General features: G+C 39.5%; 21 protein-coding genes. 12 read left to right on the top strand and 9 right to left on the bottom strand.

Translation table 11 applies throughout. The features are described 5' to 3' along the window. The first annotated feature begins 96 nt into the window (after positions 1-96). The gene (locus BV902_RS24705) at positions 97-531 is read left to right on the top strand and encodes a T9SS type A sorting domain-containing protein (RefSeq protein WP_083663760.1); all 435 of its coding nucleotides are present in this window, start codon (positions 97-99) and stop codon (positions 529-531) included. Positions 532-630: 99 nt separating this feature from the next. Here the strand turns inward: BV902_RS24705 and ispG are convergent, their stop codons facing one another. Further along, positions 631-2,640 (bottom strand): (E)-4-hydroxy-3-methylbut-2-enyl-diphosphate synthase, encoded by a 2,010-nt coding sequence (gene ispG, locus BV902_RS24700; protein WP_172840739.1) that lies wholly within the window; start codon positions 2,638-2,640, stop codon positions 631-633. Between the two features lie 45 nt (positions 2,641-2,685). Next, entirely contained in the window at positions 2,686-3,633 is a 948-nt protein-coding gene (locus tag BV902_RS24695; protein ID WP_075994184.1) for a LiaI-LiaF-like domain-containing protein, read from the bottom strand. A 246-nt stretch (positions 3,634-3,879) separates the two neighbouring features. On the opposite strand from BV902_RS24695, the gene BV902_RS24690 reads away from it, so the two are divergent. The 3 genes from BV902_RS24690 to BV902_RS24680 all read left to right on the top strand — a co-directional run bounded on the left by BV902_RS24690 (position 3,880) and on the right by BV902_RS24680 (position 6,395). Next, positions 3,880-4,614 carry an MlaE family ABC transporter permease gene (locus tag BV902_RS24690; RefSeq protein WP_046671950.1) on the top strand — a complete coding sequence of 245 codons (735 nt, stop codon included), beginning with the start codon at positions 3,880-3,882 and terminating at the stop codon, positions 4,612-4,614. A gap of 9 nt (positions 4,615-4,623) precedes the next feature. Next, on the top strand, positions 4,624-5,382 hold the full coding sequence (locus BV902_RS24685) for an ABC transporter ATP-binding protein (RefSeq protein WP_075994183.1): 759 nt from the start codon (positions 4,624-4,626) through the stop codon (positions 5,380-5,382). A 107-nt stretch (positions 5,383-5,489) separates the two neighbouring features. Continuing rightward, positions 5,490-6,395 (top strand): class I SAM-dependent methyltransferase, encoded by a 906-nt coding sequence (locus BV902_RS24680; RefSeq protein WP_075994182.1) that lies wholly within the window; start codon positions 5,490-5,492, stop codon positions 6,393-6,395. A gap of 81 nt (positions 6,396-6,476) precedes the next feature. Here the strand turns inward: BV902_RS24680 and BV902_RS24675 are convergent, their stop codons facing one another. The 3 genes from BV902_RS24675 to BV902_RS24665 form a co-directional block, all read right to left on the bottom strand. Then, positions 6,477-8,255 carry a hypothetical protein gene (locus BV902_RS24675; protein WP_075994181.1) on the bottom strand — a complete coding sequence of 593 codons (1,779 nt, stop codon included), beginning with the start codon at positions 8,253-8,255 and terminating at the stop codon, positions 6,477-6,479. An 83-nt stretch (positions 8,256-8,338) separates the two neighbouring features. After that, entirely contained in the window at positions 8,339-9,181 is an 843-nt protein-coding gene (gene purU, locus BV902_RS24670) for a formyltetrahydrofolate deformylase (RefSeq protein ID WP_075994180.1), read from the bottom strand. Between the two features lie 37 nt (positions 9,182-9,218). Then, on the bottom strand, positions 9,219-11,072 hold the full coding sequence (locus BV902_RS24665; protein ID WP_075994179.1) for a DNA topoisomerase IV subunit B: 1,854 nt from the start codon (positions 11,070-11,072) through the stop codon (positions 9,219-9,221). 167 nt (positions 11,073-11,239) lie between these two features. Between BV902_RS24665 and BV902_RS24660 the strand changes: the two genes are divergently transcribed. Next, a complete protein-coding gene (locus tag BV902_RS24660; protein WP_075994178.1) occupies positions 11,240-12,394 on the top strand; it encodes an SPFH domain-containing protein in 1,155 nt (384 codons plus the stop codon). Between the two features lie 23 nt (positions 12,395-12,417). Beyond that, positions 12,418-13,527 (top strand): zinc finger domain-containing protein, encoded by a 1,110-nt coding sequence (locus BV902_RS24655; RefSeq protein ID WP_075994177.1) that lies wholly within the window; start codon positions 12,418-12,420, stop codon positions 13,525-13,527. A gap of 72 nt (positions 13,528-13,599) precedes the next feature. Here BV902_RS24655 and BV902_RS24650 read toward each other — a convergent pair whose 3' ends face one another. From BV902_RS24650 to BV902_RS24635, 4 genes are all read right to left on the bottom strand, one after another. Then, positions 13,600-14,595: a hypothetical protein gene (locus BV902_RS24650; RefSeq protein ID WP_075994176.1), complete on the bottom strand. Its 996-nt coding sequence runs from the start codon at positions 14,593-14,595 to the stop codon at positions 13,600-13,602. 34 nt (positions 14,596-14,629) lie between these two features. After that, complete coding sequence (locus BV902_RS24645) at positions 14,630-15,739, bottom strand: hypothetical protein (protein ID WP_075994175.1); 1,110 nt, start codon at positions 15,737-15,739, stop codon at positions 14,630-14,632. 10 nt (positions 15,740-15,749) lie between these two features. Further along, positions 15,750-16,496: a hypothetical protein gene (locus BV902_RS24640; protein ID WP_157626217.1), complete on the bottom strand. Its 747-nt coding sequence runs from the start codon at positions 16,494-16,496 to the stop codon at positions 15,750-15,752. 235 nt (positions 16,497-16,731) lie between these two features. Beyond that, a complete protein-coding gene (locus BV902_RS24635) occupies positions 16,732-17,187 on the bottom strand; it encodes a phosphoheptose isomerase (RefSeq protein ID WP_237241829.1) in 456 nt (151 codons plus the stop codon). A 238-nt stretch (positions 17,188-17,425) separates the two neighbouring features. On the opposite strand from BV902_RS24635, the gene BV902_RS24630 reads away from it, so the two are divergent. The 6 genes from BV902_RS24630 to BV902_RS24605 all read left to right on the top strand — a co-directional run bounded on the left by BV902_RS24630 (position 17,426) and on the right by BV902_RS24605 (position 22,455). Further along, positions 17,426-19,651, top strand: a complete 2,226-nt coding sequence (locus BV902_RS24630; RefSeq protein WP_075994173.1) for a helix-turn-helix domain-containing protein — start codon at positions 17,426-17,428, stop codon at positions 19,649-19,651. 83 nt (positions 19,652-19,734) lie between these two features. Beyond that, positions 19,735-19,950 (top strand): AtpZ/AtpI family protein, encoded by a 216-nt coding sequence (locus BV902_RS28805; RefSeq protein WP_075994172.1) that lies wholly within the window; start codon positions 19,735-19,737, stop codon positions 19,948-19,950. Then, on the top strand, positions 19,947-20,333 hold the full coding sequence (locus tag BV902_RS24620) for a hypothetical protein (protein WP_075994171.1): 387 nt from the start codon (positions 19,947-19,949) through the stop codon (positions 20,331-20,333). Before BV902_RS28805 ends, BV902_RS24620 begins: the two co-directional genes overlap by 4 nt. A gap of 105 nt (positions 20,334-20,438) precedes the next feature. Continuing rightward, a complete protein-coding gene (atpB, locus tag BV902_RS28265; protein WP_237241827.1) occupies positions 20,439-21,635 on the top strand; it encodes a F0F1 ATP synthase subunit A in 1,197 nt (398 codons plus the stop codon). Between the two features lie 34 nt (positions 21,636-21,669). Further along, positions 21,670-21,858 (top strand): ATP synthase F0 subunit C, encoded by a 189-nt coding sequence (gene atpE, locus BV902_RS24610; protein ID WP_021188666.1) that lies wholly within the window; start codon positions 21,670-21,672, stop codon positions 21,856-21,858. 96 nt (positions 21,859-21,954) lie between these two features. Next, positions 21,955-22,455 (top strand): F0F1 ATP synthase subunit B, encoded by a 501-nt coding sequence (locus tag BV902_RS24605; protein WP_046671966.1) that lies wholly within the window; start codon positions 21,955-21,957, stop codon positions 22,453-22,455. The last annotated feature ends 22 nt before the right edge of the window (positions 22,456-22,477 follow it).

Below are 22,477 nucleotides of genomic sequence, written 5' to 3'. Positions count from 1 at the left end.
TTTTAAACAAAATACTAACTTTGTTGTTGATAATTCAAATAGTTAGCGTTATATTTGATTAAACCGTAACCAGTATTTGAAGTCTAATTTAACACTATGGGGAGAAATCTACTTAAAGCAGCTTGTTTAACACTTTTATCCGCACTGACATTGTGCAGCGGGATGACTCGGGTGTATGCAAAGTCTCCTTATGACCATACTATTTCGCAACATATTTGGGACGGTACTGAGGCATTCGGGGAAGACAACAACATCAAGGACACAGAGAAACTTATCAATAATGTGAAGGTTTTCTATAATCCGATTGCGGAGCAAATAAATCTTTCTTTTAAATTGGCAAAATCGTCAAGTGTCTCTATTAAAGTAATGGATGCATTGGGCAATGAGATTCTTCAATTAATGAATGGCAACCTAGATTCAGGAATTCAAAATCTTTCCTTTGAGCATGGCGGAAAATTAACGACAGGGTTTTACTTTGTACGGGTAGTCGCTGGTTCAGAAACTGTGGTGAAAAGATTTTCTGTTCGATAAGAAGATAAGATGTAATGTAAGTTCATTCGTATACATAAAACAGCAAAGGGAATCATTTGATTCCCTTTGCTGTTTTATGTAAAGCTTCATTTGTTAATTCTAGTCTTGTTGTATTTCTTCGATCCACAGTCCATCATCTTGAATGATCTTGATCAATTCGTCTAAGGCATGTGCGGAACTTACATTTTTCTTAACGATCTGCTGACCTCTATATAGCGTCACTTTATCAGGTCCCGCTCCAACATAACCATAGTCAGCATCCGCCATTTCTCCAGGGCCATTAACGATACAGCCCATGATGCCAATTTTTAGCCCTTTTAGGTGATTGGTACGGCTTCGGATCATCTGTGTAGTTTCTTGGAGATCAAATAAAGTTCTGCCACAACTTGGGCAGGAAATATATTCTGTCTTGGATATTCTGGATCTTGTTGCCTGTAAAATTCCGAAAGAAAGTGAGGCGATGTTTTCTAATGCCGTTGCCGGAGAGTCTATCCATATTCCTGACCCCAATCCATCGATCAATAATGCACCTAAATCCGTAGAGGCATAAAGCTGTATTTTTGAAATAGGTTCTTCGGGATTCATAAAATCACCAATAGGTCCTGAGAAGTCGTCTTCCAGATAAGAACGTTTGATAATGACTGGATTGTTGATCCCGATTTCCTGCAGGTTTCGGAAGAACTGTCTTTGATCTGCCATACCGTGCAAATAATCGGTTTCTACTATAAATACGACAGTTTTGTCAAGCTGTAAAGATTCAAACAGTGGGGTTAACAAATCTGAATTACAGATTTTGACCATATTCAGGACTTTATCCTTGTTGTCCGACTTTACGAATTCGTCTAAGGTAAAGAGGGGATGAATATTAGTTTGATCGGTAAGTTTTGACCAGGTGTTATAGTTATATACTTGCTTCAGATTTGCGGGCATCGTAAAGGATGGCAAATTGTCTGCGAGATAGACAAAGTCTACAGACTGCTCACCCATGTGGTATTTATCTAATAAGATATCATAGCGATAGCCAACTTTGGAAAGGATCTGAGCGTCTTTCAGATTTTCTTTAGAAATGTCGACCACAATCCTTGGTACCAAAGAGCCTCCGATAAAGGTATTTACTTCCTGGCTGGCATAAGGAATATTTGGTGTCTCTGGAGAGAGCTGAACAATCTCTTGTTTGGGCTGACTCTCGATGTTTGCCTTTCTTTTGCTATATCTATTGACAAGTGCTATGGCGACTGGAGCTTCCCGTTCAGGCTCTTCGGTTAACGATACACGTACAGTATCACCCAGTCCATCTTCCAAAAGTGTTCCGATACCAACGGCAGATTTTACACGACCATCTTCGCCGTCTCCAGCCTCCGTTACACCGAGGTGTAGGGGGTAGTTCATGTTTTCGGAAACCATTTTTTCGACCAGCAACCGATAGGCTTTGACCATCACCTGCGGGTTGGATGATTTCATTGAGATACAGAGATTGTAGAAACTCAGATCTTCACACATCCGGATAAATTCCATGGCAGATTCGACCATCCCTTCTGGGGTATCGCCGTAATGACTCATGATCCTGTCCGACAGTGAGCCGTGGTTGGTACCAATACGCATGGCGGTACCATTTTCTTTGCAGATATTTACGAGCGGAGTGAATTTTTGATAGATGCGCTCTAACTCGCGCTTGTATTCAGCATCGGTATAAGATAGCTGATCAAACTTTTTCTTGTCTGCATAGTTACCAGGATTGACTCTTACTTTCTCGACGATACGAGCGGCAACCTCGGCAGCATTTGGTGTAAAATGAATATCAGCAACTAAAGGGACCTTATAGCCTCTTCTGCGAAGTTCATTTTTTATGTTACCTAAATTTTGTGCTTCTTTAATACTGGGAGCGGTAATACGAACGTATTCGCAGCCCGCTTCAACCATTCGAATGGTCTGCTCAACCGAGCCCATCGTATCCATTGTATCTACTGTAGTCATACTTTGAATACGAATGGGATTATCGCCACCCATGGGAATATCACCGATCTGAATTTCCCTCGTTTTCCATCTCGAATAATCTACCTTGGAATTGCAATAGATTCCAGGTAATGTCAACATATTACTTGTGTCCATATCTAACACAAAGTTAGCTTTTCTTGGCTAAAAATTGGCTGTCAATTAATATCTTCTAATTTTTATTGACGCGATGCCACCGTTGATGTCGAAATCGAATTTTTGAGCGGCCGAATCGTAATTCGTCGATTTTACCTCGCCTTCACTTTTTAGAAAATCGCCCTCATAATCTGTTGAGGATAATGCATTGTCGCTTGTAATGCGGCAGGCAGCATTTTTTGGGATGGAGATCTCAATAGAGGAGGCTCCGGCATCCATCGAAATTTTAGTTGTTGCTAGGGGCTGTCCTAATTTTAGCTTTAGGCTTGTCGCTCCAGCATCAATATCCAATGTTTCTATCTTGTAGGGTGAAAGATCCAACTTGGCATCAATTGCACCTACATCAAAATTCAGATTCCATAGGATGTTAGGGTTTAAAGCGATGAACGTATTGTTGTTTTTGCTGTTAAAATCCTTGTTTTTGAATTTTCCCTTTAAGTTGATATCTAATTTGTCTGCGGACTCTCCATGTACAGTTACGCCCAGTAAATATTCTTTTGATGTGTTAAATGCCGAGAAGATTTCTGTCGTAGTGCTACTATCATTTCTTAATGAAGTGGCCCCCAAATCGAGGTTTAAGGTAGCGCTATGGATTTTATCGTCCAACGGTACATTGAGTTTTTCTGTTGTATAATTTGTTTTGTCGTTAGGGTCGTCGATATTGATGTTGACACCTTTGCTTTTCAATAATTGTGTTAAAATCGGCTCTTTTGGTGTCGACAGCCCTATGTAAGTCAAAAAACCTAAAATCACTACGGTAGAACCAATGGCGACAAACTGTCCAATCTGTTGGTCTTTGGGTACCAGCATACGAATTCCAGCAAGGACAATAAACAACGGCCAGTATCTAAAAATACCTACCCAGTTGAAAGAAATCGTGTTGAGCTGTGATAATAATAAGACAACTCCTATAAAGAGAATGGTGATACCAGTTGTTATTCTTCGTGTATTCATAACTAATTCCGTTTGTTAATATGTCTCAAAAATAAGTCGCTTTGAGAGATACCGTATGAATGTTTAGGCTATTATACATAAAAAATCGGTAAATGTGACTAATTGATCGGTAAGTAATTTCGTTTTTCGTATACTTTTTGGGTTTTTGCTTGTTTATATATTTGCTGGAATTAATTACCTTTAATGGATTGCTTGGTTTAGTATAACCATAAAATTGGCGTAATACATTGAAATTAAATAGATAATATGATCTTTCATCACATTGGTGCATATCTCATACTCCTGAAATCAGTTTTTAAAAGACCGGAGAAAGGTCGAATTTATTGGAAGGAAACCGTATTGGCAATGACCGATATTGGTATAGGATCTTTGGGGCTTATCGTCATTATTTCCACCTTCATTGGAGCTGTTATGACCATGCAAATTGCCTTTCAGATGGTTTCCGATTTGATCCCAAATTCTATTATAGGTTCGATCAACCGGGATTCAAATATTTTGGAATTGGGACCAACGATCTCGGGGTTAGTCCTAATGGGAAAAATTGGGTCGTCTATATCTTCGCAGATCGGATCCATGCGTGTGACAGAGCAAATTGATGCCTTGGAAATTATGGGGATCAATGCCCCTGGTTATTTGATATTACCCAAAATATTGGCAGGTATCACCATGATTCCGATGTTGGTTATTATTTCCATCGTATGCGCTTTAGTTGGCGGTCTGTTGGGCGGGTCACTTTCGGGTGCTGTGACACAGGCGGATTATATTTTAGGAATTCAAGATGGTTTCAATGGTTTTACGGTGACAGTTGCCCTTGTTAAAGCTGTTGTATTTGGGTTTATTATTACTTCGATATCAGCTTATAAAGGGTATAATGTAAAGGGGGGAGCTTTGGAAGTTGGGCAAGCTAGCACAGAAGCAGTTGTAGTTGGCTGCATAACTATTCTTGCTGCAGATTATGTGATAACCGCATTAATGCTTTAAAAAGATTTTATGATTCAAATCGAAGATATTAACAAGTCATTTGGAGACAATCACGTTCTGAAGGGTATCAGTGCAAATTTCGAACCTGGAAAAGTGAGTTTGATTATCGGGGGGTCGGGTTCCGGAAAGAGTACTTTATTGAAATGTATTGTGGGCCTGCATCAACCGGAAAAAGGAAAGGTGATTTTTGATGGCAAGGATTTTACTCGGATGAATTTTGAAGAGCGCGTTCCTATTCGAAAAGAAATAGGCATGCTTTTTCAAAATTCAGCGCTGTTTGATTCGATGACGGTCGAACAGAATATTATGTTTTCGCTGGACATGTTTACGGAGATGTCCAAAGCGGAGAAATTAGATCGGGCAAATCATTGTCTGGAACAGGTTAATCTAGAGGGAAGAAATAAATTGTTCCCTGCGGAACTATCGGGGGGGATGAAAAAGCGGGTTGGAATTGCACGCGCAATTAGTATGAACCCCAAATACCTTTTTTGTGATGAACCCAATTCGGGATTAGATCCGGAGACTTCGATTGTTATTGACGAATTGGTGCTAAAAATTACGCAAGAATTGAAATGTACGACGGTCGTTGTTACACATGATATGAATTCTGTGATGGGAATTGGTGAGTATATTTTGTTTCTCTATAAGGGACAAAAATTCTGGGAAGGTTCCAATAAGGATATGATGCGATCGGATGTGGAAGAATTGAACAACTTTGTTTTTGCAAGTCCATTAATGAAAAGTGCTAAGGCTTCAATGGGGCAATAACATGTAAGAAGAGGGCTTTATAGCGCTTAATTTTAGGTGTTTGATCTGCGTTAGCATCGTGCAGATTTCTTTTCTATTGAAATTTAGCTTAGTTTTGTCGGAAAATTTTGATTTTGGCAGCAACAAATATACAACTATTGACCCCACAGCATTGGAAGGACTATGAACTCATTGACTGTGGTGATTTTGAAAAACTGGAACGTTTTGGTGATTTAATTTTAATCAGACCAGAACCTCAGGCTGTATGGCCTAAGGCATTGAGTGATGCGGATTGGAACAAGCGTTACCATATCAAATTCAAAGGTCGTTCGGCTACTTCTGGAGAATGGTTGAAGAAAAATCCGAAGGTCCAGGACCGTTGGCACATCGAATATAAAAATAACGACGTGGCCATCAAATTTAGATTGGGCTTGACATCTTTTAAACACGTCGGGATATTTCCGGAGCAGGCTGTAAATTGGGATTATATTTCGGAATCTGTTCGTTCATTTAAGACGGAGAAACCGAAGGTTCTAAATCTTTTTGCATACACTGGTGGAGCATCTTTAATAGCAAAGGCTGCCGGTGCGGATACAACGCACGTAGATTCTATTAAACAGGTAGTTACCTGGGCTAATGAAAATATGGAAATTTCCAATTTGGATAACATTCGTTGGGTGGTTGAAGATGCTTTGAAGTTTGTAAAACGTGAGCTGAAAAGAGGTAATACGTATAATGGGATTATTTTGGATCCACCGGCATACGGACATGGGCCGAAGGGAGAGAAATGGAAATTGGAAGATCACATTATGGAAATGATGACTGATGTCGTTCAATTATTGGATCCTAAAGAACATTTCTTGATTTTAAATACGTATTCATTAGGCTTTTCTTCTGTTATTGTTGAAAATTTAATTAAGACGGCTTTTCCAAAAGTGGAAAACTTAGAAATAGGGGAGTTGTTTTTACAAGCAACTGCAGGACCAAAACTTCCACTTGGCGTATTTGGTAAATTTCGCAAAATAGCGGAGTAAGACTTGTCAAAAGATTCTTTGATAACAACACGGGGTGCTTATTTAAGCGCCCCGTGTTTGTTTTTAAGCTATATCAGGGAGTTAAATATGTATGTCTTTTAAACGTAGTGATGCAAGTTCAAGCTGTCTTGGGATCGCTGCGCTGATGTTTTGTGGAATGAGCGATAAGTGTTGGGTAAGTTCGTTGTAATAGGTTATTCCAGCTTGTAATTGTGCTTTGAATTTGGCTACATATTTTATCTTTTTATCGTTCATGATATTTTTATTGTCTGCGACATATTTTTGAATATGATCGATATAAAGATTGAGTTCGTTAATTAAAATAAAAGGTCTGTTGTCATTTTCAAAAACCGAAATACGGCCATAGATGTGGTCGATCATTTCCCGCAAAGAATATTGTTTTTTGAACCAGACAAGATTTGGGCCTGGGCAGATGGATACAGCGGTCTGTTCTTTGCTCTTCTGGATATTGTACTTGAGATAGGCGGGTGCTGCGAGCCCTTCACAAAGACAGGTTTTCTCTGTAATGGCGTCGAAGGCTTTATCGTATTCTGCAGCGGACAGGTTTTGTTTTTGGAGTTCCTGGATCTTTTGATGTTGATAGACGCGTGATGCGGTGCAGATCGGTTTATCACTAAACTCTGTGTTTGAAATAAGGTATTCTTTTTTACAAGGGCTACCGGGGCGCCCTTTTTTTATACGTTCCAATCGTAGATACTCCGCGCCACTTTTTCTGAAATTGTTAAAGGGAATTCCCAAGGGAGATGCCCCACTACAGTAAAAGTCTTCTTGCTTGGCAGTTTCCAATGCTTTTAAGGTTTCTTGATCTACCGTTGTTGCTTCGGGAACCATCAGAAATGGGGATCCCCATCCTACGGCATCGAATCCATAATAATTTAACAAGAATTGATGTTCTGAAGCAGTTCCCACACCTCCTTGAACTGTATACTTGATGATAGGGGGAGTTGTTAATGAGCGCCCTTGGGAAGTCCAATATTCGTGGTATATCTCGAAAAGTTCGGTTTTCAGACTTTCTTTTTTCTCTTTAAACTCCTGAAGGATTGGCCCCAGAAGAAAACCATCGGTTGCGAAGGCATGACCACCGCAGTTCAAACCGGATTCTATTCTGAATTCAGATACCCATACACCACGCTTAGCGAGATATTTTGCCTGGATGAGCGCCGATCGAAAGTCACTTACTTTCAAAACGATTTTTTTGTCAAATAGACCTTCACTATTTGGGAAGAAAGCCGGTAATTCAGCGAGGTAAGCGTATAGGTGTGGATTCATCCCTGCAGAAAGAATAAGAGAGGAATGCAGGGTGGAGTTGGCAAAACCACGTAAGGCTGCTGAAGCATCAGAATAATGTTGATCCAATAGGTTACCATCCTGGTAATTCATTTTATCGACTTTGGACATAATATTAACATCGATGTCTCCCGCTTTGAGGTAATTGATCAATAGATCTTGCAGCTCGGTTTTAATCGCGCGATTGCTTTCAATTTCCATCGCATGATAAATTGGTTTTGAAGGGTGAGAATCGGGTAGAAGCTGAAAATATTTGGTAAGTTCGGAATTTTTGGTAAAAGGTTGACGCTTTAAGGCCTCGATTTGCCTATTGACCACAAACTGTACAAGATTGAGATAGGCCGTAATTCTTTTTGCTCGGTAATCGTCTTCTGTTTTAGCGATCGGATGATAGGAGATTTGATATTGTCCGCAGTAATAGCGGCGCATGCGCTCGATTAGTTCATCGTCAACAATAGACATTACGGATGAGATACCGTATTGTGCGACCTTAAGTGCGGAGTCGATGGAGAAAGCTAAGCCTAATACGGGGATATGAAAAGTATGCGTCATTCTTAAATATTTCTTTTACGAAATAATGGAGAATAACGCTGAAAAAAAGTAATGATTGTTTTATGGGGAAATGATTGTAATCACTATTCAAATACAATTGTCTTGTAATCGTTGCGCATCACACGATCTTCGCTAAGGAGACGAATTGCTCTGCTCAAAACAGCCTTTTCTATTTCTTTTCCGGCAGTTACCATATCTTTTACAGTATAGGTGTGGTTGACATGTCGTATATCCTGTACGATGATGGGGCCCTCATCGAGTTGGTCGGTAACGAAATGCGCTGTGGCGCCGATGATCTTAACTCCTCTTGCATGAGCCTGCTTGTACGGGTTGGCGCCAATAAAAGCGGGGAGAAATGAATGGTGTATGTTAACCAGTTTATTTTCAAAGGTACTGACAAACTGAGGGGACAAGATCCGCATAAACTTCGCTAAAATAATATAATCGAAATGATAGTTTTGGATTTGTGCGATCAGCTGTTTTTCGAATGTTTCCTTTGTTAGGTTTTCATGCGAGATACAATGAAATGGGATATCGAACTTTTCTGTAAAGGAGCGTAGTGATTCATAGTTACCAATTACTGCCTGCACCTCCGCTCCCCATGTTTCGAAGTGTTGTCTTACTAAGATATCGGCAAGGCAGTGATGCTCCTTGGTCACGAGGACGACGATTTTTTTGCGGTTATTGGGGTTTATTTGTATCTGAGCGGATGGAGGAAGTACTTCGGCAAGGGAATCGGAAAGCTTTTTCTGCTCAGACATGAGCCCGTTACACACGACACGCACGAAAAATTTGTTGGCTTCTTCATCCACATATTCACGCATGGTGACAATATTGAGCTGATATTTTGCTAGCGTATTTGAAATGTTGGCGACCAATCCAACGGCATCTTGACATTGGATCAGAATTAAGGTTTGGTTGTGCATGAAAGGTGGTTGTAGGTTGCTAAAAAAGCGGGTTATTTTAACCCGCTTTTTTTGTTAGTTCTTCTTCAAGGTCAACTTCAACACGTAGATTTTCGACAATATGTTTTTGTCGGTCTGGTGTGTTTTTGCCCATGTAATATTCTAATAACTGTTGAATTTTATTGTCTTTGGACAAGATAACCGGATCAAGGCGGATATCTTTTCCGATAAATAATCCGAATTCGGAAGGTGATATCTCACCTAAACCTTTGAATCGGGTAATTTCAGGCTTAGCGCCTAATTTTGCGATTGCTTTTTGTCGTTCTTCATCGGAATAACAATAGATCGTTTCCTTTTTGTTGCGGACACGGAAAAGTGGTGTCTGTAAGATGGAAACGTGACCAGCTTTGACAAGGTCTGGAAAAAACTGCAAGAAAAATGTCAATAACAACAGACGGATGTGCATTCCATCGACGTCGGCATCGGTAGCGATAACGATATTGTTGTAGCGTAATCCATCGAGACCGTCTTCAATATTAAGCGCGTGTTGTAAGAGGTTAAATTCTTCGTTTTCATAAACGATCTTTTTGGACATGCCGTAGGAGTTTAACGGTTTTCCTTTTAAACTGAAAACTGCTTGAGTCTGCACATCCCGCGATTTGGTAATGGAACCAGATGCAGAATCCCCCTCAGTGATAAACAAAGTTGTTTCTTGGTTACGTTCATTTTTATCGCTGAAGTGCACTTTACAGTCACGTAGTTTACGATTGTGCAAAGAGGCTTTCTTCGCTCTTTCGTTGGCGAGTTTTTTGATCCCGGCGATATCCTTACGTTCACGTTCAGACTGTAGAATACGTTTTTGAAGAGCATCTGCCGTAGCCGGATTTTTATGTAGGTAATCATCCAATGCTTTTTTGACAAAGTCATTGATAAATCCTCTTACAGTAGGACCTTCCGGGCCTACACTTTGAGATCCTAGCTTTGTTTTCGTCTGTGATTCGAAAACAGGTTCCTGCACTTTGATCGCGATGGCGCCGATGATTGATGAACGAATATCCGATGCGTCAAATTCTTTTTTGTAGAACTCGCGGATTGTTTTGACAAGTGCCTCACGGAAGGCAGCCTGGTGTGTTCCACCTTGCGTGGTATGCTGACCGTTGACAAAAGAATAATATTCTTCTCCGTACTGCTGGCCGTGAGTCATCGCGATTTCAATATCATCCCCCCGTAAGTGAATAATCGGATAGCGCATGGATTCAGCATCAATATTTCGTTCCAATAGATCTTTTAGTCCGTGCTCAGAAATAAACTTTTGCCCATTAAAGTTGATCGTAAGACCTGAGTTTAGAAAAACATAGTTCCAGATCATGTTTTCAACAAATTCAGGCCTATATTTATAATTCCGGAAAATAGAATCGTCGGGGTAAAATGTTACGGCTGTACCATTTCGTTGTGTTGTATCCTTTTGTTCATCGTTGACTAATTCCCCTTTGGAGAATTGGGCGATGCGCGTTATGTTTTGACGATATGACTGTACGGTAAACTGACTGGACAAAGCATTTACGGCTTTTGTACCGACACCATTTAAACCAACGGACTTTTGGAAAGCCTTACTATCATATTTACCACCTGTATTGATTTTAGAAACAACATCAACCACAGAACCAATTGGAATACCACGTCCATAATCGCGTACGGAAACTTTATTTTCGTTTACCGTGATATCAATAATTTTACCAGCGCCCATAACAAACTCATCAATCGAGTTGTCAACGACCTCTTTCAATAAAACATAGATACCATCATCATAGGCCGAACCGTCCCCTAATTTTCCAATGTACATTCCCGGACGAAGGCGAATATGCTCTTTCCAATCCAGGGACCTAATGCTGTCTTCGTTATATGTACTCATAAATTAATGTAGAACTTAGCTAACAAAAGTAAAAAAAATAAACTACGATAAGTAGTTTAAAAGGCTAAATTTTTTAGATATCGATCGTTTGCGTGCTGTTGAAGAAAATTGCCGGTTTGGGGGGAAATGTTTACATTTAGTGTAAGTAATTGTAACGAGAATAATTTATGGGATTATTTGATAAAATCAGGAATGAGTTTGTCGATATTATCGAATGGGTCGATAATAGCGCAGATACGATTGTGTGGAAGTTTCCACGGTATCAGAATGAAATAAAAATGGGTGCGCAGTTGACTGTGCGGGAAGGGCAGGCTGCGGTATTTTTGAATGAAGGTGTGGTTGCGGATGTTTTTCAGCCTGGTCGCTATGAATTGACAACACAGAATATGCCGATCATGACAACCATCAGAGGTTGGAAATACGGGTTCAATAGCCCATTCAAAGCCGATGTCTATTTTGTCAACCTTCGACAATTTGTCAATCAGAAATGGGGAACCAAAAATCCGATTATGCTGCGGGATCCTGAATTTGGACCAATTCGACTTCGGGCTTTCGGTAATTTCTCCTTTCAGGTGAAGGATGTTACTATTTTTATGAAACAGCTGGTTGCGACGACGCCTGTTTTTACTGTTGAAGATATCACAGAGCAGCTTCGAAATATTGCGGTATCGCGTGGGATGGATGCTATTGCTGAGTCGAAGATACCAGCCTTAGACCTCGCATCCAACTATGATGAAGTTTCGGCTTTGATACAACAAAAAATTGGGGTTGATTTTGAGGAGTTGGGTTTGAGCTTAACGAAATTCTTAATCGAAAATATTTCATTCCCAGAAGAGGTGGAAAAAGCGCTTGATAAGCGAAGCAGTATGGGGGTCGTTGGTAATCTAGGGGCATATGCCCAATTTCAAGCGGCTAATTCCATGGAGAAAGCTGCTGAGAATCCCAATAGTGGGGGGATCGTAGGTGCTGGATTTGGTGCTGGGCTGGGAGCAGGAATGGTTGGTCAAATGGGTAATGTATTTCAGCAAAACAGTTTTGATGGGAATAATCCTACTGGTATGGGCTCAGCTGCTGTAGCTTCGTCTACCGGAGCCGTTGGACCGCCTCCATTGCCCAAAACGGTAGCTTATTACCTGGCCATTAAAGGTAAGCAGGAAGGGCCATTTGATCCGGAACAGCTGCGCGGTCTTGTAAAAGAGGGGACGATGACACTTGCCACCTTGGTTTGGAAAGAGGGACTTGAAAACTGGATTGAGGCTGAAAAGGTAGGCGAATTAAAGGATCTGTTTTCGCAGAACCCGCCACCGATACCAGGAGTTTAGGATAAAACGGACGACCGAGTTTTATGAGTTTTGAAGAAAAAACCTCCGAAATAGAGCAGGGGTTAAAATGCCAGGGCTGTGGTGCTATTTTGACTTATCAGCCTGGTACTTCCTATTTAGAGTGTTCCTATTGTGGAACTAGGAATGAAATAGCGGATCAGCTACCGGAAGATGGGCATATTGAATCTACAGATTATAAAGTTTTTGGACAAGCAATGGAAGGAGTCGCCGATGAGCGCTATAGCTATTTGGCTGAAGTTGTGCACTGTAGTAACTGTGGCGCAAACTCGCGTTTGAATCCTCATGTTACGGCAGATTTATGTGCTTTTTGTGCTTCACCTTTGGTAATTGACCATCAGCAAAAGCGTATTGTGAAGCCACATGGTCTTGTTCCCTTTTCCGTTGATTACAAAAATGCTTTTGGGCTATTGACACAATGGGCCGGTAAGATATGGTTCGCTCCGAATGACTTTAAGCGAATTTTTAATTCAAGAAATGATCGTTTAAAAGGAGTGTATATACCATTTTGGTCCTATGATGCAGATGTACATTCTGATTACGTCGGGTCACGTGGAGAGTATTATTATGTGACGCGTACAAGACGCAATTCGGATGGTGAGACGGAAGAATACGAAGAAAGACGAACAAATTGGTATCCAGCTTCAGGTAGTATCTATAGTCAATTTAAGGATATTGTCATTTCGGGATCAACATCTCTTCCCGAAAAGTTCTCTGATAAAATCGGACCTTGGAATTTGGGCTATCTAAAACCTTTCAATGAGCAATATTTAAGTGGCTTTATCGCTGAAACTTTTAGTGTGGATCATGTAAAAGCGGCGGAAACTGCCCGGACTATTATGGATCGGGAAATCGAACGTCAGGTTGAGAATGACATCGGTGGTGATACACAGGATATTGATTCTATTGATAGCGATTTTAAATCCATTAAATTGAAGTATATTCTTTTACCTGTGTGGTTATCAGCTTATCAGTACAAAGGAAAGAGTTATCAGATCATGGTCAATGCATTTAACGGTAAAGTTTATGGACAAAGACCTTATAGCTTTTGGAAAATCGCTTTTTTGGTATTGGCGATCATTATTGTTTTATATCTCTTGAGTTTTATGGGATAACAAAAAAGGTTATAAAAAAAGCGTGTTCTCAATAAAAGAGAACAGCGCTTTTTTTTATGCTAATCGTCTTGACTATTTGTTTAGTGAAAGTAGGAATCCGATCGTGAAATTGGCATCCCAATCAAATACGAAGGTGTCGCAATTGGTTGCATCTTTAATTGCTTTATAGATGTTGACACCGCTCTTTGTTTTTACTTTATCTGTTTTGTAAGATGCCGGATCGTTCAAAACCGTAAAACGCTCTTCACCTTGGCGTGTCTGCGATGCTAATTCAAAAGGAACCCCGCCTATAATAAAACAAACTTCTCTTTTATTTGCTGGAATTTTTTCGCCTAATTTTTTTACTTCTGTATAGACAGCGTCATCTTTAAGGTCTTTTTCATAATATTTTGCACCGGGTGCTTCTACCGATTTTGTGTCACCGTCAATCCAGGAAATTTTGGTGTTACCGGAGCCAATGTCAACAACAAATGAATTATCTTCGTAAGCTTTCGGTAGGACAGATTTTAACGCTAATTTTCCTTCTTGCTCCGCTGTAACCAAGTTGACCACAAAGCCCATTTTTCTTAGTTCAGCACTGATAACTGAAGTTTTAGGTTCTTTTTGAGCTCCGGAGCTAATAACGAAATGTATGTTTTTGGATTTGACGCCTTTGTCGAGCATCATGCCTATATAATCTTTTAATCCTTTACGGATGTCTTCCGTATTTGCCAATCCTTCGTATGCAAATGACTTTCCAAAGTCTTTGGAAATGATCTCCCAGCGATTTTCTTTGTCCATATTGACGACAAAGGAATTGAAACCCGAAGCGCCCACTTCAACGACACCCTTGTATTCGCCGTCGATTGGTTTTTCGGGTTGATAGTTGAATGAACGAGTCGTTTCTGAGCCTGATGAAGGTGCGGCCGCATGACTATTATTGCTTGTTGAATCTGTTGTTTGGACTGTCGAATTAGCATCAAATTTGCCCGATTGAATGGCCCAATAACCGATTGCGAGAATAGGTAAGGCGATGATAATTGCTTTGATTGGCCATCTTAATCTTGCCCATGTTGATTTTTCTTCCATAATGTTCGTATAATAAGTTTGATTTTAGTTAATATTAATCGAGTAATGTAAATCCTTTATCTACTTTTTCTTCGGGTTTGAGTTCATAGCTGGCATCGGCCATTTGCGTTACGTTTAATACATTTAGATTACGTTCGTCAACTTTGCGGATAAACTCTTCCAGTTCACCTTGAGTAGGCGTGCCACCCACGGTGATGTTGTTGTTTTGATCCAAGAAATCAAGATTCGATCGGATAGAGGCAATATTTTGACTGATGGCACCTGTTGCTGCATTCATGGCCTCTTGAAATGCCCAGCCATCTTTAATATTGAACACATCGGCTAGGCCATCGGTGGCATTTTTCATCTTTTGAGTGGCTTCTAGCTTCTTGGAAATAATGGAAATGCTGCTATCCAAGGTGCTGACATAGATACGCGCTGCGCTTTCATTATCTTTTAGGACTTCCAATACTTTTGCAAATTGATTGGCATATTGGACATAACTGCGCGCATTTTGCTCCTCAGATTCACCTTCTTTTCCCAATAGAAATGCTTTGGTACGTGTTTCTTTGGCATCTCTTGCATAAGCATTTGCCTTCTCTGCATTATTTTTGCTCGTTTCCTCCTTTGATTTCTCGTCGAGATTAGCCGCTTCAGCGGTGAAACGTTTCGCATAGGTGTACTTCTCTTCGGCTGTTTTTTGAGCAGTTTCACCACTTTGAATCATGTCGATGCGGACACCGTCTACATTGCTGATTTTTTCCTTCACGCGTTTCAGGGTGTCTTTTGCATCTCTTGATAACAGTTGTAAGGTTTCGATAGGGTTATTTCTAATGATGGATTTTTCACCTTTAAAAAGTAGGACGGTTCCCAATCGGTGTAATAGCGCAATGATCTTTGGCGCTAGCAATAATAAGGTAATCAGGATTATACTGAATATCACAAAAAGTATACTTTTTCCGGCATATTCCAGCATAATCGGTAAGTACTTGAAAAAAGCAAAAGCTCCGCCAAGTAAAAGCGCCCAAAAGAAGATCGACGAAGCTGTCTTCTTCGCTTCTGGTGATTTTAATTGTGTAGGCAAATGATCGCCCAGTACTTGAAATATCGGAAGTTGCGTTTTTATCTCAGCGGGAATATTAACATACTGATCTTTTCTTTCCATTGATTTATTTTTATGTTATTGATTGATTAATCATATGCAATGCAGTGTTGATTTCGGAGACCACTTCATCAACGGCCGCGTTGCCGATGTTTATTTTTTGTTCGATATCTTTAATTCTTGGTTCGTACTTTTCATTAATTTGACCCAAAGCGAGTTGTTTTTTCTGTAGGTCATCTTGCAATTTGGCGATATTCTCCGTTATTGTTTTGATTTCAGTGTTCAGATTTGCAATCTCCATGGTTCGGTCTTGTTCAGTCTTTTTCTTTTCAGCCTGTTTTTGTTCCGATTCTTTGGCAATGGTTTCTTTCAATTTATTAGCATAATTTGTGCCAGTTGCTACCAGTTTATCCTTGGTTAACGAACTGTCTACAAATTTCAGTGAAGTATAGGCTGCTTTTAATGTGTTTTCCTCTACTTTTCCCATTGCGGCAGCAGCATTCCATACTTCGAAAAAATCTACACCCTGTTCGTTGAGTTTTTCAAGAATGGCATAGACCTTTAATTTCATTTCTTTGAGGTCGGTTGTTCCGTCATTGGCTGTTATAGGAATTGGGGGCGGTGTTTTTCCAGTTGGAGCCTGGGCCGTCGGCGATGAATATGCCGGTGGTACCTGCGGTCTTTCAGGAGCGGCATTAGTGGTCGGAGCCGGTGGGGCTTGTACCGGCGGAGTTTGCTGCGGTTGATCGTCCTCAAAAATTAATTTCTTTAGACTGTTTAATATACTGGATCCTCTTTTAGTATCGTCGTTGCTCATCATGTCATAGTTGATTATATCTCTACTAAAATAATAAAAATTAATATTCTCTTCTAATGAATTGCATTATGGAACACCTGAAATGGACGTCTGGTGGAGGAGCTTGGATAAAAGCGATGAAATGCAAAGTAGGGAGAGTGAATCGGCTGCTATGGCACTTTATGTTTGGGGTAAAAACAAAGATTCCCAATTGTTGATTGGGAATCTTTGTTTTGGCGTTAACGGTCTTGTGGGGCTATTATCTGCCAAAATCATCTTGTACGCGAACAATATCGTCTTCATCAGAAGGATTGTTGGCATCTGTGTGCTGCCAGATCTCGGCTAAAATACCGAAGCCATCCAATCCGATTAAACGGTGACGTTGTCCTTGGCGTAATCTAATTGTTTCTCCCTCTTTCAATGTTGAAACAACCGATTCTTCATCTGTGTCAGAAACCATAACGCCTACGTTCCCCTGGATAACACGCCAGATTTCGGCACGACGGTGGTGATATTGCCATGAAAGTCTTTTCTCTGGTGCAACAATTAAAATTTTTGGACTTAATTTCCCTGAGATTCTTAGTTCTTGTACATCCATTCCGCCGAAGTACTCATCGGCAAATTCTTGTGCTTGGGATTCGTCGATAACGAAAAATCCTCCCCAAGGGCGTGCAGCATCTGATTTATCAATACGAAAACCTTTGGATGTCAGCATTTCCTGTACTTTTTCAAACAATGCGATTTTATCTATAGCCATATTAAAAATTCTAAAAATTTGTTATTCGTTAATTCAGTTGCTAAATATAAAAAAAATCCATTAATATTTTAAGTTAACCGTTTTAGCTTTATCTAAATCCGTTATAATGGAGCTGTTTTGGATATCCCTAGCTATATTATGTCGCGTGAAGTTAAAAATGAAATTGCTAATTTTGTGATCAATCTAATTTCAGGATATGTCAAACTTTCAAGTCGATCGAGAAAATACTGCATTTATGCAGGCTGTTGCTTTTGTTAACCAAACGAACCAAAACATATTTATAACAGGAAAGGCTGGTACAGGAAAAACGACGTTCTTGAAGTATATCCGTGAGCATAGCTACAAGAAGATGGCTATTACGGCACCCACTGGCGTCGCTGCGATGAATGCGGGCGGAACCACTTTACATTCTTTATTTTGGCTTCCATTTGGAACCTTTATAGAAGATTATGAGTTACGTTGGGACGAGCAGGATAGTCATATTTACAATAAATCACGTTTATTCAGTACGATTAAACTGACCAAGCAGCGCAGGGCTATCTTGCAGGAACTTGAGCTTTTGGTGATTGATGAGGTATCAATGGTCCGTGCAGATACATTGGATGCGATTAATGTGATTCTGCAATCTGTTCGTCGCGATATGCGACCTTTTGGTGGGTTACAAGTATTGTTTATCGGAGATTTGTATCAGCTGCCACCAGTAGTGAAAGATGCCGAATGGAATGTTTTACGGGATCATTATTCTTCTGTTTTCTTCTTTAACGCTAAAATTTTAAGGGATAATCCGTTGGTGATGTTAGAGCTTAATAAAATCTATCGTCAGCAAGACGAGGGTTTTATTTCCATTTTGAATGCCATACGAAACAATCAGTGTACAAGTGAAATGCTAACGACCTTAAATGGTTATTATCAACAGGACTTTGTCCCAAATGAAGAGGAGCAGTATATTACATTGACCTCCCATAATCGAAATGCTGATGAAATAAACGGAGCGAAGTTGGCATCATTATCGGGGAAAATGTTAAATCTTAAGGCTGTTGTCAAAGATGATTTTGCGCAGGGTTCCTACCCTGCTGAAGAAACGTTATCCTTAAAGATAGGGGCACAGGTGATGTTTATTCGAAACGATTCGGGAGATGAGCGTAAATATTACAATGGAAAGATTGGTACGGTAAAGGACATCGATACGGTACAGGGCACAGTAACAGTTACATTTCCTGATGGGTCGGAATCTGTAACGGTAAAAAGAGAGACTTGGGAGAATATTCGGTATAATTACGATAAGGGGCAAGATCAGATTAAGGAGGAGATATTGGGTACATTTTCGCAATTTCCACTTCGACTGGCCTGGGCTATCACCATTCATAAAAGCCAGGGTTTAACTTTTCAAAAAGCAATCATCGACGCAGGTACCTCTTTTGCCGCGGGACAAGTGTACGTTGCATTGAGCCGTTTAACGAGTTTAGATGGGCTTGTATTAAAATCGATCATCCCTTCTTATGCTATCCGTACAGATTACCAAGTTGTCGAATTTGCGCAGCGTGCTCAGGGACAGGCTGATGTAAATGAGATTTTGGAGCAATGCCAGCGAAATTATCTTGGCCAGATTTTAATGCATGGTTTCCGTTGGGACGGACTATTGGCCGAAACTTCTGAGTTACTGAAATCACTTGAGGAGCGTAATATTGATGGAAAGGAACAAGCAGTACTATTTTTTCAACAATTGGTCAAGCACCTTCAGACCCAGGAGAAAGTTGCACATAAGTTTATTGCTGTACTGTATGATTTGTTGCGAGATAAAAGCGCGATCGATTATGATGTAATATGTGAACGTTCTACTGCTGCGGTCAATTGGTTTTTACCGAAAATGGATGTAGATCTGATTGAGGCTTTAACCAGACATATTGAAGAGTACCAGATACGAAAACGTACGAAGAAATATATTGACGAGTTAAAAGCATTGTTGCTTGATTACAAGCGAAAACGCGAGCAGTTACAACATTGTCTGCTGATTGCTGATACGCTTTCCAAACGGGAAGATTTTCAAACAGCGATGCTCGATGTTGCTGCCAGTGTGAAGACCAAAGAAAAAGACGAATTGGCTGCACAAAATGCAGATGAAGAAGGACCTAAGAAGTTGGATACAAAGGAGATTTCCTTAGAAATGTTTAAGGATGGGATGAGCATTGCTGATATAGCGGTTAAGCGCGGGATGGTTGCCGGTACGATATATGGGCATTTAATTAACTTTGTTGGTACGGAAGTGGAAGCAACAGAGTTGATCGAGCAGGAGAAGTTGGATCGTATTCTTGGTGTTATTCGTGCAAACCCGGATAAGTCTTCCTCGGAACTTAAAATGCTTTTGGGCGTTGATATTGATTATCCGGATATTAAAATTGGACAAAAAGTTTTGGGATTGTAGGCAATAAAAATTTATAGCGTATATTTGTAACAAATTGTGTGATATAGTTTGTTGAAAGCCCATTGATAACCTTAAGATTGCTTATGGAAAACAAGAAAGATCCTAACAAGTGGCTTGTGCTGACGACTATTTCAACCCAGATGGTTTTTACCATTTACGCATTTTATTTATTAGGGGATTGGCTGGACGGTAAGTTTCATGCTGAGAACCAACTATGGATGAAGATCTGTACCCTTGGAGGGATTGGAATTTCTCTATATCAAGTCATTAGACAAGTGAATCGATTAAACGATAGATGATAGTATATATAAAGCAGGCCCTTATTTTATTTTTTGTTGCGGTATTAATTTTTGCCGTTCATTTCTTTTTGTTAAAGTCTTTTGATGGTATACATTCCCTGGAAGATCTACATTTTCCATTGTATGAAATTTATATTTTTCAACTGATATTATCCGTGATCATCATGGTGGGGATAAGTTACTGTTCGCAGAAATTTCCGCAATATGTTGGTTTTGTTTTCTTGGGATTATTGACTTTAAAGTTTGTCCTAAATTATGTATATATCCATAATGGGTTGGCAAAACCGCAGGCTGATATTTTAAAATATAACTATTTGATCGTTGTCGTTTTATTCCTTTTTTACGATGTTATATTTGCTTACAAGGCTTTAAACAAATCCTAAGGGAGAAAACGATAGTTTTTTCAAAAAAATGTAATATTAAAGTAGCTTTTGTGCTTTATATATAGTATTTTCGCAAAAAATTTTAAATAACATAATAGTAGTATCGTGAGTCTTAAAAGAACACTTCAATTTTTAGCAGTTATTCTGTTTGCAGTTGCGCCATTTTTAACAAAGGCGAATGAGGATGCACACGGAGAAAAATCGCAGGCTGAGGAAATCAATAGCCATATTGAGCATCACTTACAAGATGATTATTATTTTAGCTTCTTTTCGGATGAAGAGACAGGTAAACATTATGGTTTTTCATTGCCGGTAATTTTGATCGATAATGGCTTGAAAGTTTTTATGGCTTCGGCATTCGATCACGGTAATAAAGTTGCTGAGGTTGATGGTCAATATTATGCATTGTATCATGGGAAAATTTATAAAACTGATGCTACTGGTAATTTGACTGGTCATGAGTATCGTAAAAATGCTGATGGTAGTTATGTTATGACTATAAATGAAGATGGAAAAGAAGAGAAAAAGGAATTTGAAGCTTCCTATGTAGTTGGTTCTCATGAAATTCATGATGCTGTTGATTTTCATCCATCTGTAGCGATGCCTTTAGATTTTTCGATCACTAAAAGTGTTGTTGGTTTGTTTTTGGCGGCATTTTTAATGTTTTGGGCATTTATTAGTTTGGCTAAAACCTATAAAAAAGGTGCTAACAATTTACCTAAAGGTGTTGGACGTGTATTGGAGCCTTTGGTTATCTATGTACGTGATGAGATGGCTATTCCAAACATTGGTCATCGTTACAAGGAATTCATGCCTTATTTATTGTCTGTATTCTTTTTGATCTGGATTTTAAACTTGGTTGGTTTGACACCACTAGGGTTTAACGTTACAGGAAACATTACAGTAACTTTATGTTTGGCTCTTTTTACATTCTTAATTGTGAATATCAAAGCAAACGCAAATTACTGGAAGCATATTTTTTGGATGCCAGGAGTTCCGGTTCCATTTAAATTTGTTTTAGCGCCAATTGAGGTATTGGGATTGTTTACAAAACCATTCTCTTTGATGGTACGTTTGTTTGCAAATATTACAGCTGGTCACACGGTCGTAATGGGACTGATTGCAATTGTTTATTTGTTGCAACACCAATTGACAGTAGTGGGTAGTATCGGTGTTTCCATGTTCTTGACAATCTTTTTGATGGTTATCGAATTATTGGTAGCATTCTTACAAGCATTTATTTTTACGATGTTGTCATCCTTATTTATTGGTATGGCTGTTGAAGAACATCACGATCATTAATTAGTAAATTTTTTAATAATTCAAATCATACATTATGTACAATTTAATTGGAGCCGGTTTAATCGTTATCGGTGCAGGTTTAGGTTTAGGTAAAATTGGTGGTTCTGCAATGGAAGCTATCGCTCGTCAACCAGAAGCAGCATCTAAAATCCAAACTGCAATGATTATCATTGGTGCCTTACTTGAAGGTTTAGCATTCGGTGCTTTATTATTAGGTAAATAGTCACAACGGTTTTATGGTATAACCTGTAACGGTTGGTTGCAGGTTATATTATTCCTGAATCTTAAAAAATAAGAATTATCATTATATAGTATAACAATGGATAAATTAATACATTCGTTTTCGTACGGTTTGTTTTTTTGGATGGTCATCGTCCTTGTGGTTATTATCTTTTTATTAGGAAAATTCGCATGGAAACCAATTGTTGATGCCCTAGACGAACGTGAAAAAGGTATTGCAAGTGCTTTGGAGGCTGCTGAAAAAGCTAAATTAGAAATGGCTCGTTTAACAAATGAGAACGAACAATTACTAAAAGAAGCTCGCGCAGAACGCGATGTTATCCTTAAGGAAGCAAAAGAACTTAAAGATAAGATTGTAGCCGAGGCAAAAACTCAGGCACAGGCTGAAGGTGCAAAATTGATTGCACAAGCAAAAATCGAGATCAACGAACAAAAGAACAAAGCTTTGGCTGAGGTTAAGTCTCAGGTTTCTTCTTTGTCTTTGGATATTGCTCGTAAAGTGTTAAACAAAGAATTTGAGGACCAAGGAAAGCAAGAAGCTTTAGTAGCAGATTTGCTTAATGACGTTAAATTGAACTAATCCGGTCACTCAAATTACGAAA

The sequence above is a fragment of the Sphingobacterium sp. B29 genome, from assembly GCF_001952815.1.
In the GTDB taxonomy this organism is placed as follows: Bacteria; Bacteroidota; Bacteroidia; order Sphingobacteriales; family Sphingobacteriaceae; genus Sphingobacterium; species Sphingobacterium siyangense.
Note: the sequence above shows the minus strand (reverse complement) of the source record. Positions and strands in the feature narration are given on the sequence as shown.